Origin of the sequence: Comamonas suwonensis (assembly GCF_012844455.2) — a bacterium.
Classification (GTDB): Bacteria; Pseudomonadota; Gammaproteobacteria; order Burkholderiales; family Burkholderiaceae_C; genus Comamonas; species Comamonas suwonensis.
The window spans coordinates 234,512-250,112 of the sequence record NZ_JABBCQ020000001.1 but is presented as its reverse complement, the minus strand read 5'-3'; the positions used below and the strand labels follow the sequence as shown (position 1 = coordinate 250,112).

Sequence of the window (15,601 nt, the reverse complement as noted above, 5' to 3'; positions counted from 1 at the left end):
TTCAGCAGCGACTGCGAATTGTTTTCTGGAAAGTGCGATGTTCATGACGGTGGGAAAACTCAAACGCTGGGGCGGCCTCGGGCTGCTGCTGGTCTGTGCTGCAGGCGTTGCCCTGTGGTGGGGAAGTCGGTCACGGATTGAGTACCAAAGTGCTTCGGTGCAGCGCGGTGATGTGGAATCCACCGTCACGGCCATTGGCACTTTGCAGCCCCTAACTTATGTGGATGTAGGAGCACAGGTTTCAGGGCAGATTACCCGCTTGTTGGTGAGCCCGGGAGCCAGAGTCGAAAAGGGTGCATTGCTGGTGGAGATTGATCCCAGTGTCCAGCGCGCCACCGTGGATGCGGGAAGAGCATCGTTGGCAAGCTTGCGAGCCCAGATTGCAGAGCAGCAGGCGCAGCTGAAACTGGCCCGCCAGCAATTGCAGCGACAGCAGCAGATGGCAGCCGAAGAAGCCACAAGGCAGGAGGACGTGCAGATTGCCGAGGCCCAGGTGGCAGGGGCGGCGGCGCGCATTGACCATCTCAAGGCGCAGATGCAGCAAACGCAGGCCAGCCTCAAAGCGGACGAAGCCCGTCTGGGCTATACCCGCATCTATGCGCCGATGTCCGGCACGGTGGTCTCTGTGGAGGCGCGTGAAGGGCAGACCTTGAATGCCACCTACCAGACACCCAATATTTTGCGTATTGCCGATCTGGCAGCCATGACGGTCTGGACCGATGTATCGGAAGCCGATGTGAGACGCGTGACTGCGGACATGCCGGTCTACTTCACCACCCTGGGGAGTGCGGGTCAGGAACAGGCCCGGCGCTGGAACGGCAAGGTCAGGCAGGTACTGCCTGCGCCTCCGGCCAGCGTTGCACCCGCTGCAGGCAATTCGGCGACACCCGCGGCAGCCACCAAGGCTGTGACCTATACGGCATTGTTTGACGTGGATAACAAGGATGCGGAGTTGCTGCCGCAGATGACGGCCCAGGTGGTCTTTGTGACCGGTAGTGCACAGCAGGCCTTGACGGTTCCATTGACCGCGCTGCAGTCTCAGAAGGGCCAGCAGTCGCAGAGTGTTCGGGTGCTGACATCCAAACAGCAACCAGAGCTGCGAAGCGTGAAGCTGGGGGTGCGAAGCCGCCATGAGGTTCAGGTGCTCGATGGTGTGGCCGAGGGTGAGCGTGTCATCGTCGGTGAAACCATGATCCCTGGCGGTCTGCGGTGGCTGCAATGGTGAGTGCGATGGAGCCGGTTGCGCTGATTTCGCTGCGTGGCATTCGCAAGCACTATGGCGGAGTGGGTGATCAGCCGTCTGTGACTGTGTTGCACGGCATCGATCTGGATATTCGCGCCGGCGAGTATGTGGCCGTAGTCGGCAGCTCAGGTTCGGGTAAATCCACTTTGATGAATATCCTGGGTTGCCTTGATAAGGCAAGCGAAGGTTGCTATCAATTTCAAGGGCAGGACGTGTCCACGCTGGACTCGGATGCCTTGGCCTGGTTGCGTCGTGAAGCCTTCGGTTTCGTGTTTCAGGGCTACCACCTGATTTCCAGCGAAAGCGCTTCGGAGAATGTGCAGATGCCGGCGATTTACGCAGGCCTGCCCAAGGAGCAGCGGGTGCACAGAGCTCAGCTCCTACTTGAGCGTCTGGGGCTGGGATCACGCCTGAGCAATCGACCCAATCAGCTTTCGGGCGGGCAGCAGCAGCGTGTGTCCATTGCGCGAGCGTTGATGAATGGTGGCCACATCATCCTGGCCGATGAACCGACAGGGGCTCTTGACTCGCATAGCGGCGCCGAGGTGATGGCCTTGCTGCGCGAGCTGGCCGATGCGGGGCACACCATCATTGTGATTACGCATGATCGCGAAGTTGCCGCCCAGGCAAGACGTGTCATCGAAATCAGCGACGGACGTATCGTCAACGACAGTGCTCCTGATGGCAATCACGCCCGTGGCGAGGTTCCGCCGTTGACCTCGAAGCGCAACACCGTAACGTCGGCAATTTCGTGGGTGGCTGAAATTTCCGAAGCTGCACGCAGTGCCTGGCGTGGTATGCGCATGAACCGGGTACGCACCAGCCTGACTTTGCTGGGCATCGTGATCGGTGTGGCTTCGGTGATCGTCATGCTGGCCATTGGTGAAGGCGCACGGCGCAAAGTGGTTGAGCAGATGGGCACCATGGGAACGGCCATTCTGTACATGGGGAGCAAACCACCGGCCAGCGGTGGACCTGCGGGCCAGATCACCGAAGACGATCTGGCCGCCATGCGGGAGTTGCCAGCGATACGCAGAGTGATGCCTGTCATCGGAGACCCTGTCACGGTGCGCTATGGCAAGGCCGACAAACAGCTCTATGTGTTTGCAGCCAGCCAGGAAATGCCGCTGGTTCACCACTGGAGTGTGGCCCAAGGCCGTTACTTCAGCGATGTGGAGGATCGCGATCTGGCTCCGCTGGTGGTGATCGGTCACAAGGCGTACCAGCATTTTTTTCCGGAGGTGGCCAACCCCTTGGGTCTGCAGCTGATCATCGGTAACTCGGCGTTCGAAGTCATCGGTGTCATGAGCGAGCGTGGAGCTGACTCTGGCGCCCAGGACTATGACGACATGGTCTTCATTCCCTATCAGTCGGGGCGCGCAAGAGTCTATCAAGCGCAGACACAGCCCGACTATGTGGTTGTGGAGGCCAGCTCCTCTGAGCTGGTCCATGAAGCCGAGCAATCAATCCGCAGCCTCCTGCTCGCGCGGCATGGGGGGCGGGAAGACTTCGGCATCGGCAATGCAGCCGCTCGTATTCAGGCCGAAGCCGCAACGCGCCAGAGCATGGCCGTGATGCTGGGGCTGATTGCGGCAGTTTCACTGGTGGTCGGCGGCATCGGAGTCATGAACGTGATGCTGATGACGGTGCGCGAGCGGACCAGGGAGATCGGCATTCGCATGGCGGTGGGGGCTCGGCAACGTGACATCCTGCGTCAGTTCCTGACGGAAGCCAGTATGGTGACCATTGTGGGTGGGGGTGTCGGCCTGCTTGCAGGGCTGGGCATAGGAATGGCGCTTCTTGTCTCGGGCGTTCCCGTGATTTTTTCGGTGAAAGCCATGCTGGGGGCATTTGCCTGTGCGGTGCTTACCGGTCTGGTTTTTGGCTTCATGCCGGCCAGAACGGCAGCGCGCCTGGAGCCCGTGCGCGCATTGGCGGGAGAGTAGGCATGTACAAATGGAACGCAGCTCTGGCGGCTCTTGCCCTGGCTGGATGCGCGACAACGCAATCCAGTGACGAGGCCCGGAGAATGTCTCTCGATATCCCGCATGCCTGGGACCAGGAGCAAGGTACAGCGCGCGAGGAAGTCAGCACCCGCTGGTGGCACAGTTTTGGCAGTCCGGAGCTTAGTGCGCTGGTTGAACAGGCCAGAGCTCAAAGTCTGGATGTGGCGGCTGCCGTAGCGAGAGTGCAGCAGGCGGATGCCCGAGCCGCTTATGCACGTGCAGGCCTGGTGCCGGAAGTGAATGCAGATTTCGGGGGCACAAGATCTGCCGCACTGGACAGTCAGACGGAAAGAAATGTCAGCACTTGGCGGGTGGGTCTGTCGAGCAGCTACGAGCTGGATTTCTGGGGGCGTCAGCGTGCTTTGAAGGACGCCGCGGAGTCCAGCAGGCAGGCCAGCGTGTTTGACCAGGAGACCGTGCGCCTGACGGTCACCGCCTCGGTCGCCCAGGCCTGGCTCCAGTGTGTGGGCCTGCGTGAGCGCGTCGCGATTGCACAGCTCAACTTTGAAGTTTCCGAGCGGCTGTTGAAGCTGGTGGAGTCCCGAGCCCGTTATGGTGCCGCAACCCCCGTGGAACTCGCTCAGCAGCGCGGTCAGGTTGCCGCACAGCAGCGTGTTGTGGCGTTGCTGCGCAAACAGCTAGCGGATGCACATGCGGTGTTGGCCCTACTGTCGGGCCAATGGACTATGGATCTGGTGAGTGAGACCAGCTTGTCGAATCTGGCGATTCCAAGCATTCGCGAGGGTACGCCAGCGGACCTGATGACACACAGGCCGGACGTGGCGAAAGCGGAGGCTCAACTGCTCGCAGCCAATGCCAATCTTGCCGTAGCCAGAGCAGCCATGCTGCCGCGCGTGACGCTGACCGCAGGCTTGGGTTCCGAGAGCGAAAAGCTCCGCAATCTGCTGGAGAATCCTTTGTCTTCTCTGGCTGCAGGGATTCTGGCTCCGATTTTCGATGCCGGGCGGCTGGCTTCGAACCGGAGCCTGGCTGCAGCGCAAAAGCAGGAACTGGTGGTCGGCTACCGCAAAGCCATTTTGCAGGCCTTCAATGACGTTCAAGTTGCATTGAATGCGGTTGATGGCAGCGAAAAGCAGGCGGTGGTTCAGGCGCAGGAAGTGGCTCAGGCACAGAAGGCTCTTTCGCTGGCGGAAAGTCGATACAAGGCCGGTGCGGACAATCTGCAGACCCTGCTGGATGTGCAGCGTGTGGCCTATCAGAGTCGAGACCTGGCCGTTCAGATACGCCAGGAGCGCCTCCAGGCGAGCATCGCACTTTACAGAGCCCTGGGAGGAGGCTGGAGACAAGCGCCGCAAGGACCTGAGGGTTGAAGAATGTAAGCGTGATGCAGCGCTTGAGGGCATCAGGACTGCGTCCCACCGTGGCCAGAATTGGCGTGCTGCAAGTCCTGCTGAGCGCTGCTCCCCATGCTCTCAGCAGAGATGAGATCTATCGTCAGCTATACCTTCGGGGGACTCCTGTCAGTGTCGGAACCGTCATGCAGGTTGTGACTCAGCTAAGCAAGTTGGGTGTTGTCTTTCACAACGGTATCAAAGGACGCGAGTCTGGTTATCTGATTTCGAGTTGAGCGAATAAGCAAGGGCTCGTCGTTGTCTCAGGCAAAGAGTCGCATCCAGTCAGATTGCAATGCGAGAAATTGAAGTGATGGAAATCGCTGCAAAGCCGATTCAGGTATGGAATGCTGTACTCACAGAAATGAGGCCAAGGCCTGATTTTTCCCGCGCTTCAATTACATGAGCGGTAGTGCTTTTGATGAGATACAAAGTACGTCCCAACCATGAGAAGAGACAATAAAAAAGGCCACCGTTTGGTGGCCTTTTTTATGCATGTGGACTTCATAGAGCCGAGCTCTCAAAAAGTATCTTTTGATCAATGTCTCAATGGATGCTTCTCAAAATCTCAGCTTATGGGGCCTACCTTTAGACGTCGATATTGCCTGCGCGCAAGGCGTTGTCTTCGATGAAATTACGGCGGGGTTCCACTTCGTCGCCCATGAGCATGGTGAAGACACGGTCGGCTTCGATAGCGTCGCCGATCTTGACTTGCAGCAGGCTGCGGACGTTGGGGTCCATGGTGGTTTCCCACAACTGGGCGGGGTTCATTTCACCCAGACCCTTGTAGCGCTGGCGGCCGGTGGTGCGCTCGGCTTCGGCAATCAGCCAGGTCATGGCCTGGCGGAAGTCGCCCACCTTTTCCATCTTGGCTTTTTCACCTTCGCCGCGGTGCACCTTGGCGCCTTCGTTGAGCAGGCCGTTGAAGTGCTGAGCCTCGGCTGACAGGGCGGCGTAGTCATTGCTGCGCACAAATTCCTGCGTGAGGATGGAGCTCTTGATATTGCCGTGGTGGTGGCGGCTGATGCGCAGAATGGGGTGCTCGCTGTTGGGGTCGATCTCGGCCGTCACATCGGCGGGCACGCCGGTGGTGGTGAGTTCGCGCAGCTTGGTTTCCAGAATGGGGGCGCAGATCTGGGCTTCCTCGATGGTGTCGAGCTTGATTTGCACGCCATCGGCAATGGCGCGCAGGGCTTCGGCATCCATGAAGTTGGACAGTCGCTCAATCACGGTTTCAGCGGCCAGATGCATGTCGGCCAGCTTGGCCAGCTCTTCACCTTCGATGGTCCGGGTATTGGCTCCACCTGTCGTCACGCTGGCGTTGTTCAGCGCAATTTTGAGCAGGTATTTGTTGAGGGCCGGGCCGTCCTTCAAATACAGCTCTTCCTTGCCGTTCTTGACTTTGTACAGCGGTGGCTGGGCAATGTAGATGTGGCCGCGCTCGACCAGGTCGGGCATCTGGCGATAGAAGAAGGTCAGCAGCAGGGTACGGATGTGGGCACCGTCAACGTCCGCGTCGGTCATGATGATGATGCGGTGGTAGCGCAGCTTGTCGACGTTGTAGTCGTCGCTGCTGCTCTTGCCCGAGTCTTCGCTGACCTTGCCGATGCCAGTGCCCAGAGCCGTAATCAGGGTGATGATTTCGTTGCTGGACAGCAGCTTTTCGTAGCGGGCTTTTTCCACGTTCAGGATCTTGCCGCGCAGGGGCAGGATGGCCTGGAACTTGCGGTCACGGCCTTGCTTGGCAGAGCCGCCGGCGGAGTCTCCCTCGACGATGTAGATTTCGCACAGCGATGGGTCTTTTTCCTGGCAATCGGCCAGTTTGCCGGGCAGGCCCATGCCATCGAGCACGCCCTTGCGGCGTGTCATTTCACGGGCCTTGCGGGCGGCTTCACGAGCGCGGGCCGCATCCACAATCTTGTTGCAGAGAATCTTGGCGTCGTTGGGCTTTTCTTCGAGGAATTCAGCCAGCAGCTTGCCGACGATGTCTTCCACGGGTGCACGCACTTCGGAGCTGACCAGCTTGTCCTTGGTCTGGCTGGAGAACTTGGGCTCGGGCACCTTCACGCTGAGCACGCAGCACAGGCCTTCGCGCATGTCGTCGCCGGTGACTTCGACTTTGGCCTTCTTGGCCAGTTCGTTATCGGCGATGTACTTGCCGATGACGCGGGTCATGGCGGCGCGCAGGCCGGTCAGGTGGGTGCCGCCATCACGTTGGGGAATGTTGTTGGTGAAGCACAGCACTTGCTCGGCATAGCTGTCGTTCCACTGCATGGCGACTTCCACACCGATTTCGGTGCCAGGAATGCCGCCGTATGTCTCTGCGGGGCGTGTGCCTTCGGCATGGAAGGTTGTGGGGTGCAGCACCTTCTTGGTGCCGTTGATGAATTCCACAAAGCCTTGCACGCCACCGGCACCGGAGAAGTCGTCTTCCTTGCCGTCGCGCTCGTCCTTGAGGCGAATGCGCACGCCGTTGTTCAGGAAGGAAAGTTCGCGCAGGCGCTTGGCCAGAATTTCGTAGCGGAACTCGAAGTTCTCTTTAAAAATTTCCTGGTCGGGCAGGAAGTGCACCTTGGTGCCGCGCTTGTCGGACGCGCCCACTTCGCGCATGGGCGAGACTTCCACGCCGTCCACGACTTCAATCAGGCGGTTTTGCACAAAACCACGAGAGAAGTCGATTTCGTGGCGCACGCCGTCGCGGCTCACGGTGAGCTTGAGCCAGATGGACAGTGCATTCACGCAGGACACGCCCACGCCGTGCAGGCCGCCCGAGACCTTGTAGCTGTTCTGATTGAACTTGCCGCCCGCGTGCAGCTCGGTCAGCGCAATTTCAGCGGCAGAGCGCTTGGGCTCATGCTTGTCGTCCATCTTCACGCGGGTGGGAATGCCACGGCCGTTGTCGATGACGGAAAGCGAACCATCGGCGTGGATGGTGACCAGAATGTCGTCGCAGTAGCCAGCCAGGGCTTCGTCGATGGAGTTGTCCACGACCTCAAAGACCAGGTGGTGCAGACCGGTGCCGTCCGAGGTGTCACCGATGTACATGCCGGGGCGCTTGCGCACGGCTTCCAGGCCTTCCAGGATCTGGATTGAGCCTTCGCCATAGCCGCCTGCATCTGCGGCGGTCTGGGTATCTGGCTTGTTGTCTTCGGTCATGAAATTACCTTGCTGCTACAAAGTCAGAAGCTGCTGGCGCCTGACTTGCATAACTTTCAAATGAATACTTGCCTGAAAACCATATTTGAGCAGCGGTAGCTGCTCATGTTTTTCAGGCAATGGAAGGGGCTGGCGGCGTTCGGTCTGCTTAGATGCGCATGGGCATCACGACGTACTTGAAGCTTTCGTTCTCAGGGATGGAGACCAGCGCGGAGCTGTTGCCATCCTGCAGATCGATCTTGACCATGTCCTGGCTCATATTGGTGAGCACGTCGATCAGATAGGTCACATTGAAGCCGATCTCGATGGTGTCGCCACCGTAGTCGATATCGAGTTCATCCATCGCCTCTTCCTGCTCGGCGTTATTGGATGCGACGCGCAGCGTGCCGGGCTCCACCGACAGGCGCACGCCCTTGAACTTGTCGCTGGTCATGATGGCCGTGCGCTGCAGCGATGCCAGCAGCGGTGCGCGGCCCAGAGTCACGCTGTTCGTATGGTTGCGCGGAATGACACGGTTGTAGTCGGGGAACTTGCCCTCGACTAATTTTGTGACGAACTCCATGCCGCCAAAGGTGAACTTGGCCTGGTTGCTAGCGAACTGCATCTCGATGACGGGCTGGTTGTCACCGCTGGCATCCGACAGCAGGCGTTGCAGTTCCAGCACGGTCTTGCGCGGCAGAATCACTTCCTGCTTGATGGGCACTTCCACGTCCAGCGTGGCGCTGGCCCAGGCCAGGCGGTGGCCGTCGGTGGCGACCAGGCTCAGTGTGTTGCCTTCGGCCACAAACAGAATGCCGTTCAGGTAGTAGCGAATGTCCTGCACCGCCATGGAGAAGGACACCTGACCCAGCAAGTCCTTCAGCACCTTTTGCGGCACGCTGAAAGCGGGGCCAAAGGCCGCCGATTCCTGCACCAGCGGGAAGTCTTCGGCGGGCAGGGTCTGCAGCGTAAAGCGGCTCTTGCCGCCCTTCAGAATCATCTTGGCTTGCTGCGTCTCCAGGCTCACGGTCTGGTCGCCGGGCATGGTCTTCAGAATGTCGATCAGCTTGCGGGCACCAATGGTAGTGGTGAAGTCGCCAGCGTCGCCGCCCAGCTCGGCGGTGGTGCGGATCTGGATTTCCAGATCGCTGGTCGTCAGTTGCAGTGCGTTGCCGGTCTTCTTGATCAGCACATTGGCCAGAATAGGCAGCGTGTGGCGGCGTTCGACAATGCCGGCCACCGATTGCAGGACCGCGAGAACTTTGTCTTGTGTGGCTTTCAGGACGATCATGTCAACCTCAGTGAATTAAGTGCGCATTTGTTTTGACGCGGCGGCGTCCGCAGGGCGGAGCGGACGCTCCCTCATGCCGCGTGAATTCCCCATTTTGCCGTGTGTGAGCGACATCCATGGGGGAGTTTTCATCAACCCTTGAGCGTTTGCTCCAGCACATGCAATTGCTGGTTCAGCTCGGTATTGGTCTGGCGCTCGCCTGCGATCTTGCGTACCGCGTGCAGCACCGTCGTGTGGTCGCGGCCGCCAAACAGCTCGCCAATCTCGGGTAGGCTCTTTTGCGTCAGCTCCTTGGCCAGGTACATGGCAATCTGGCGCGGGCGGGCAATGCTGGCCGGACGCTTCTTGCTGTACATGTCGGCGACCTTGATCTTGTAGTAATCAGCCACCGTTTTCTGGATGTTTTCCACAGAAATCTGGCGGTTCTGAATACTGAGCAGATCGCGCAGCGCCTCGCGGGCCAGCTGAATCGACACTTCCTTCTGATTGAAGCGCGAATAAGCCAGAATTTTGCGCAGCGCGCCTTCCAGCTCGCGCACGTTGGAGCGCACGTTCTTGGCCACAAAGAAGGCGACTTCTTCGGGCATGTCGGCGTTCTCGGCGCGGGCCTTGTTGATCAGAATTGCCACGCGCATTTCCAGCTCTGGCGGCTCGATGGCCACCGTCAAGCCGGAGTCGAAGCGCGAAACCAGACGCTCGTGAATATTGGCCAACCCCTTGGGGTAGGTGTCCGACGTCATCACGATGTGGCTCTTTTTGGCCAGCAGGGCTTCAAAGGCGTTGAAGAATTCTTCTTGCGTGCGGTCTTTGTTGGCGAAGAACTGCACATCGTCGATCAGCAGCAGATCGAGCGAGTGGTAACGCTCTTTGAACTCATCAAAGGTGCGGCGCTGGTAGGCCTTGACCACATCCGACACAAATTGCTCTGCGTGGATATAGAGAATCTTGGCGTCTGGCTTGTCCTTGAGCAACTGGTTACCCACAGCGTGCACCAAGTGAGTCTTACCCAGACCCACGCCGCCATAAATGAACAGCGGGTTGTACAGATGACCGGGCGAGCCTGCCACGTGCATGGCAGCCGAGCGCGCCATGCGGTTGGCCGTACCTTCCACCAGTGTCTCGAAGGTGAGAGCCGGGTTCAGGCGCGTACGGAAAACCGGGGCGCTGGCTTCTTCATTCGTCACCGTGGGCACGGACACATGGTGCGCCTGAGGTGCCGACTGTTGTGAAGATGAAGGAGGGCGCACATAAGTGCGCACAACGCTTTCTCGCTGAGCGAGTGCTAACTCAAGAGTGACGGGCTGGCCGTACAGCGACTCCAGCATGGCCGAGATGCGGCCTGCGTACTGGGCGCGGATCCAGTCCAGCTTGAAGCGATTGGCCACATAGACGGTGACCTTGGAAAAATCTTCTGCAACTAGAGCGGTAAGCGGCTTGATCCAGGTGTTGAATTGCTGCTCGGGCATTTCTTGGCCCAGTTGCTCCACGCAGACCTGCCACAGGGCCTGGCCTGCATCATTGGTTGGTTCCTCTGTCATTGTCAAAAGTCTAATTGTGGATAGGAGGAACAGTTGCGGGGCTTGTATTGTAGCTTTTGCGGAAGTTATCCACAAAATATCAGAAGGCTATCCCCGGCTCCGGTGCGTGATAGGCTGCACATCCTAATAGATTGGCAGTCCGCTGTTTGTAAAGAATCTCTGACGTGCCAGCGCGCAGGCCGTAATGACCCGCGAGTCCATGGCGATTTCAAAGGTCATTGCATCAAAGGCCCAACACTGTGATAATCGCAGGTTTCCCTGAATGTGTTCAGGGTGATATGAGCCGGGCGCCAATTTTTGTGCGCGCGCGCCCAGTGGCTTTTGCGCTGCGGCGAGTGCTTTGTACCGTTTATTTCCTGCAAGCCTGATGACATGCTCGACATGTGAAAAAATATCGGACTTGACGGTGAGAGTGTGCGGCGCAAAACCTGGATGGTCGGGCGCAGATATAGCGCCTTGCCGACGCAAATACTGAACCTTCTCAAGGAACCAACATGAAACGTACTTACCAACCTTCCAAGATTCGCCGCGCCCGTACCCACGGTTTCCTGGTCCGTATGAAGACCAAGGGTGGTCGTGCCGTGATCAATGCACGTCGCGCCAAGGGCCGCAAGCGTCTGGCCGTCTAAGGCCAGAGTTGGTTAGCGGTCTGCACCTTCGCTGCGCTGAAGGCCTCTGAATGGAGGTTCTCTTATGCAAAGGCTGAAAACGCGTCCGCAATTCCAGGCCACCATGTCCGCGGGCACGATTGCCCGCACGCCTTATTTCGCCTTGCACCGTCTGGAGCTGGTGGCTGAGGTGGCGGAGATGGTTGCCAACCCCAAGACAGGGCCCGGATCGAATGATCCGCAGGCCCTGTTTGGCATGGGTGCCGTACGAGGACAGGCTTGGCTGGGCGCCATGGTGCCCAAGCGCTGGGCGAAACGCTCGGTCACGCGCCATACCATCAAGCGCCAGATTTATGCGGTGGCCACGGATTACGAGGCGGCTTTGTTGCGTGCTTCCTACGTGGTACGCCTGCGTTCGGGGTTTGACCGTAAGCAATTCGTCAGTGCAACCTCGGAGCTGCTCAGTGCAGCTGTCCGTCAGGAGTTGCAGCAGCTTTTTGCCTCGGCCGCACGCCGCCTGACGCAACCGTGCCCAGCGACTGAGGGTGAGGCAGGCTTTAAGAAAATAAAGCCTCAGGCCCTTGGTGATCAATCGCAAGCAGCTACTGATTTGATAGTAAATCAGGCGGAGCACCAACCATGATGCAGCGATTGCTCATGGCCTTGGTGCGTGGCTACAGGCTGCTGCTCAGCCCCTGGCTGGGCTCGGCCTGCCGCTTTGAGCCGACTTGCTCGGCTTATTCCCTTCAAGCGCTCGAGCAACACGGCGCTGCTGTAGGCTCTTATCTGACACTGTGCCGTCTGGCACGTTGTCATCCGTGGTGTGACGGAGGGCATGATCCCGTGCCACAGCAAAAGCCCAGGCTGTTTTCCTTTCTGGATAACGCTTCGGACTCTTCCGCGACCACCCAACCTTCCTCACCTAAGAAGTCTTCATGAACGATATTCGCCGCACCATACTGTGGGTGATATTTGGCTTTTCCATGGTTTTGCTCTGGGACAAGTGGCAAATCCATAACGGCAAAAAGCCCACCTTCTTCCCTTCGCCGCAAACCGTCAGTGCGCCTGCGGCGGATGACGTCAAGCCCGCTGATGTGAGCGTGCCTCAGGCGGCAGCGACTGGCTCTGCCGGTGATGTGCCTGGCACAGCCCCGGCTGCTGGCGCTGCGGCTCAGCCTGCTGCACCCGCCACGCCACGTCAGAACGTGACCGTGGTCAGCGATGTGATGAGCCTGACCTTCGACAGCGAAGGCGGCACCATCAAGCATTCCGAGCTGCTCAAGTACTCCGACACCGTGGATGAGAAAAAGCTCATGCAGGTGTTTGAAGAGAACGCCAAGCGCGTGTACATGGGTCAGACGGGTCTGATCGGTGGCAATTTCCCCACCCACAAGACGCCGATGACCGTGATGCCCGGCGCACGTGAACTCAAGGACGGCCAAGACAGCGTGCAAGTGCGCTTCGAGTCCGCCGACATGGGTGGCGTGAAGCTGATCAAGACCTTCACTCTCAAGCGCGGCTCTTACGCTGTGGATGTGCAGCACGATGTGGTCAACACCGGCACTGCGGCGGTGAACCCCCAGCTGTACATGCAGCTGGTGCGTGATGGCAACAAGCCTGAGCACGAGTCCACCTTCTACTCCACCTTCACGGGCCCAGCGGTTTACACCGAAGCCAAGAAGTACCACAAGGTTGAGTTCAAGGACATTGAAAGCGGCAAGGCTGAGGTCGATAAGTCCTCCACCACCGGCTATGTGGCCATGGTGCAGCACTACTTCGCCAGCGCCTGGCTGCTGGCCGATGGCACGCAGCGCGACAACTTCGTGCGCAAGGTGGGCGACAACCTGTACGCCGTGGGCATGATCACGCCCGTGGGTACGGTGGAACCCGGCCAGACCAAGAGCGTGAATTCGCGCCTGTTCTCCGGCCCTCAGATCGAGCCCATGCTGGAAAAGCTGTCGCCCGGTCTGGAGCTGGTCAAGGACTATGGCTGGCTGACGATTCTGGCCAAGCCTCTGTACTGGTTGCTGTCCGAGCTGCATAGCTTCCTCAACAACTGGGGCTGGTCTATCGTGGCACTGGTGGTGCTGCTGAAGATCGCTTTCTACTGGTTGAACGCCAAGGCTTACTCGTCGATGGCCAAGATGAAGGCCATCAACCCCAAGATTCAGGAAATGCGCGAGCGCCTGAAGGACAAGCCTCAGCAGATGCAGCAGGAGATGATGCGCATCTACCGCGAGGAGAAGGTCAACCCCATGGGTGGTTGCTTCCCTATCATCATTCAGATGCCTGTTTTCATGGCTTTGTACTGGGTGTTGCAGTCCAGCGTTGAAATTCGCAACGCACCGTGGATTGGCTGGATTCACGACTTGTCGATGCCCGACCCGTTCTTCATTCTGCCGCTGCTGATGATGCTGTCCTCGCTGCTGCAGACCGCGCTGAATCCCGCGCCTCCAGACCCCATGCAGGCCAAGATGATGTGGATCATGCCGCTGATGTTCAGCGTGATGTTCTTCTTCTTCCCCGCCGGTCTGGTGCTGTACTGGCTGACGAACAACATCTTGTCGATCGCCCAGCAGTGGATCATCAACAAGCGCATGGGCGTACCACCTCAGTTCAACCTGCCAAAGTTTGGCAAGGCTGCTGAAGGCAAGTAAGCCGACCGCTGAAACAAAAAACCGCCATCCTTTCGGGTGGCGGTTTTTTTATGGGCGTTTGATGTGAGAAAGAGAGCGCTTATTTGCCGATGCAGAAGCTGGAGAAAATCACTCCCAGCAAATCATCAGAGCTGAACTCGCCGGTAATCGAGTTCAGCGAAATCTGGGCCAGGCGCAGCTCCTCGGCCAGTAAATCCAGATGAGCAGCCTGTGCGGCCAGTTGTTCATCAGCCATTTCCAGGTGAGCTTCTACGGCCTGCAGCGCTTCCACATGGCGGGCGCGGGCCAGATACAGACCTTCGGGGGCAGATTGCCAGCCTGCAACTTCCAGCAGGCGCTTACGCAAAGCGTCCAGGCCATCGCCTGTGCGGGCAGACAGAGCAATCTGGCCCGAATCCGAAGCCAGCTGGGCCGTGTGGCGGGCCTGCACATCAGCCTGCGCCATATCGGTCTTGTTCCAGACATGGATAACGGGCACCAGAGCGGACAGCTTTTGCTGCAGGGTGGCGGAAATCTCAGTATCGGCGGCGGCATAGTCAGCCTGTTCCACGCGGGTCAGGTCATGGAGGAAAAGCACGGCATCGGCAGCTGTAATTTCGTCCCAGGCACGGGCAATGCCAATGCGTTCCACCTCGTCGTCGCTGCTTCGCAGACCTGCGGTATCGATCACATGCAGGGGCACTCCCTCAATCTGAATGGTTTGCTGCACCTTGTCGCGCGTGGTGCCCGCAATAGGGGTGACGATGGCCAGCTCTGCTCCGGCCAGGGCATTGAGCAGCGAGCTTTTGCCCGCATTGGGCTGGCCGGCAATCACCACTTTGATACCTTCGCGCAGCAATGCACCCTGATGGGCGCGGGCCAGCACGGCAGCCACTTGGGCGCGCAGGCGTTCGAGTTGGCCAAAGGCATCGGCTTTTTGCAGAAAGTCGATTTCTTCTTCGGGGAAGTCCAGTGTGGCCTCCACCAACATGCGCAGATGCACCAGGGCATCGCGTAGCACATGAATTTCTTGTGAGAAAGCGCCTGACAGCGAGCGGCTGGCGCTGCGCGCAGCGGCTTCGGTACTGGCGTCGATCAGATCGGCAATGGCTTCGGCCTGGGCCAGATCAATCTTGTCGTTGAGAAAAGCACGCTCGGTAAATTCACCGGGCTGGGCCAGACGCAGGCCGTTCAGCACGGTCTTTCCATCGGCGTCAGCAGCCTGCGCAGCCTCAAGACAGCGTGCCAGCAGCAATTGCAGCACCACTGGGCCACCGTGGGCCTGCAGCTCCAGCACGTCTTCGCCGGTATAGCTGTGCGGGCCAGGGAAGTAGATGGCCAAACCGTGATCGATGGGTGAACCGGCTGCATCTCTGATGGGCAGGTAGGTCGCCTCACGCGGCTTCAGGTCCTTGCCGCACAGCGTCCGCACCAATGCTCCAATGCCTTTGCCGGAGACCCGCACAATGCCCACGGCTCCACGCCCAGGGGCAGTGGCAATGGCGGCAATCGGGTCGTTGTGGCGGGGCAGCATGGGCGGGAGCTTTCAGAGGTGCAAGGGAAATAAAGGCCAGCAAGGATCATATCCCTGCAAGTCATGCATTATTTGCATAATGCTATGATTTCGTTTGCATTGTTATTGAACAGTCATGGCTGTTTGACCTTAAAAGCCGAGCTGCAACCCCTCTTTTTTTGATAGCGCTCGGCCTACAATCCAAAATCCGATTTCATCGTCCGCAAGAGCACAGGGGCCGGGTTGTGCGCCCATAGAGAGTCCTTACTGCGGATGACT

The 15,601-nt window shown here is 58.9% G+C and carries 12 protein-coding genes; 8 read left to right on the top strand and 4 right to left on the bottom strand.

Annotated elements, in window-relative coordinates:
- Positions 1-43: 43 nt before the first annotated feature.
- The 4 genes from HF327_RS01110 to HF327_RS22395 are packed head-to-tail and all read left to right on the top strand — an operon-like array spanning position 44 to position 4,837.
- Positions 44-1,225, top strand: a complete 1,182-nt coding sequence (locus HF327_RS01110) for an efflux RND transporter periplasmic adaptor subunit (protein WP_169106482.1) — start codon at positions 44-46, stop codon at positions 1,223-1,225.
- A gap of 5 nt (positions 1,226-1,230) precedes the next feature.
- The gene (locus HF327_RS01105; RefSeq protein WP_328701749.1) at positions 1,231-3,189 is read left to right on the top strand and encodes an ABC transporter permease; all 1,959 of its coding nucleotides are present in this window, start codon (positions 1,231-1,233) and stop codon (positions 3,187-3,189) included.
- 2 nt (positions 3,190-3,191) lie between these two features.
- Positions 3,192-4,580, top strand: a complete 1,389-nt coding sequence (locus tag HF327_RS01100) for an efflux transporter outer membrane subunit (protein ID WP_169106480.1) — start codon at positions 3,192-3,194, stop codon at positions 4,578-4,580.
- Positions 4,581-4,594: 14 nt separating this feature from the next.
- Complete coding sequence (locus tag HF327_RS22395) at positions 4,595-4,837, top strand: transcriptional repressor (protein WP_407927015.1); 243 nt, start codon at positions 4,595-4,597, stop codon at positions 4,835-4,837.
- Between the two features lie 352 nt (positions 4,838-5,189).
- Here the strand turns inward: HF327_RS22395 and gyrB are convergent, their stop codons facing one another.
- The 3 genes from gyrB to dnaA form a co-directional block, all read right to left on the bottom strand.
- A complete protein-coding gene (gyrB, locus tag HF327_RS01090; protein ID WP_099739559.1) occupies positions 5,190-7,757 on the bottom strand; it encodes a DNA topoisomerase (ATP-hydrolyzing) subunit B in 2,568 nt (855 codons plus the stop codon).
- Positions 7,758-7,905: 148 nt separating this feature from the next.
- On the bottom strand, positions 7,906-9,027 hold the full coding sequence (gene dnaN / locus HF327_RS01085; protein WP_099739557.1) for a DNA polymerase III subunit beta: 1,122 nt from the start codon (positions 9,025-9,027) through the stop codon (positions 7,906-7,908).
- Between the two features lie 131 nt (positions 9,028-9,158).
- Complete coding sequence (gene dnaA, locus HF327_RS01080; protein ID WP_169106478.1) at positions 9,159-10,565, bottom strand: chromosomal replication initiator protein DnaA; 1,407 nt, start codon at positions 10,563-10,565, stop codon at positions 9,159-9,161.
- A 494-nt stretch (positions 10,566-11,059) separates the two neighbouring features.
- Between dnaA and rpmH the strand changes: the two genes are divergently transcribed.
- The 4 genes from rpmH (at position 11,060) to yidC (ending at position 13,830) form a co-directional block, all read left to right on the top strand.
- Entirely contained in the window at positions 11,060-11,194 is a 135-nt protein-coding gene (rpmH, locus tag HF327_RS01075; protein ID WP_003060014.1) for a 50S ribosomal protein L34, read from the top strand.
- 64 nt (positions 11,195-11,258) lie between these two features.
- Positions 11,259-11,816, top strand: a complete 558-nt coding sequence (locus tag HF327_RS01070; protein WP_169106477.1) for a ribonuclease P protein component — start codon at positions 11,259-11,261, stop codon at positions 11,814-11,816.
- Complete coding sequence (gene yidD / locus HF327_RS01065; protein ID WP_169106476.1) at positions 11,813-12,112, top strand: membrane protein insertion efficiency factor YidD; 300 nt, start codon at positions 11,813-11,815, stop codon at positions 12,110-12,112. Before HF327_RS01070 ends, yidD begins: the two co-directional genes overlap by 4 nt.
- Complete coding sequence (gene yidC, locus HF327_RS01060; protein ID WP_169106475.1) at positions 12,109-13,830, top strand: membrane protein insertase YidC; 1,722 nt, start codon at positions 12,109-12,111, stop codon at positions 13,828-13,830. The genes yidD and yidC overlap by 4 nt, the downstream gene beginning before the upstream one ends.
- A 79-nt stretch (positions 13,831-13,909) precedes the next feature.
- Here yidC and mnmE read toward each other — a convergent pair whose 3' ends face one another.
- Complete coding sequence (gene mnmE / locus HF327_RS01055; RefSeq protein WP_169106474.1) at positions 13,910-15,343, bottom strand: tRNA uridine-5-carboxymethylaminomethyl(34) synthesis GTPase MnmE; 1,434 nt, start codon at positions 15,341-15,343, stop codon at positions 13,910-13,912.
- Positions 15,344-15,601: the final 258 nt, after the last annotated feature.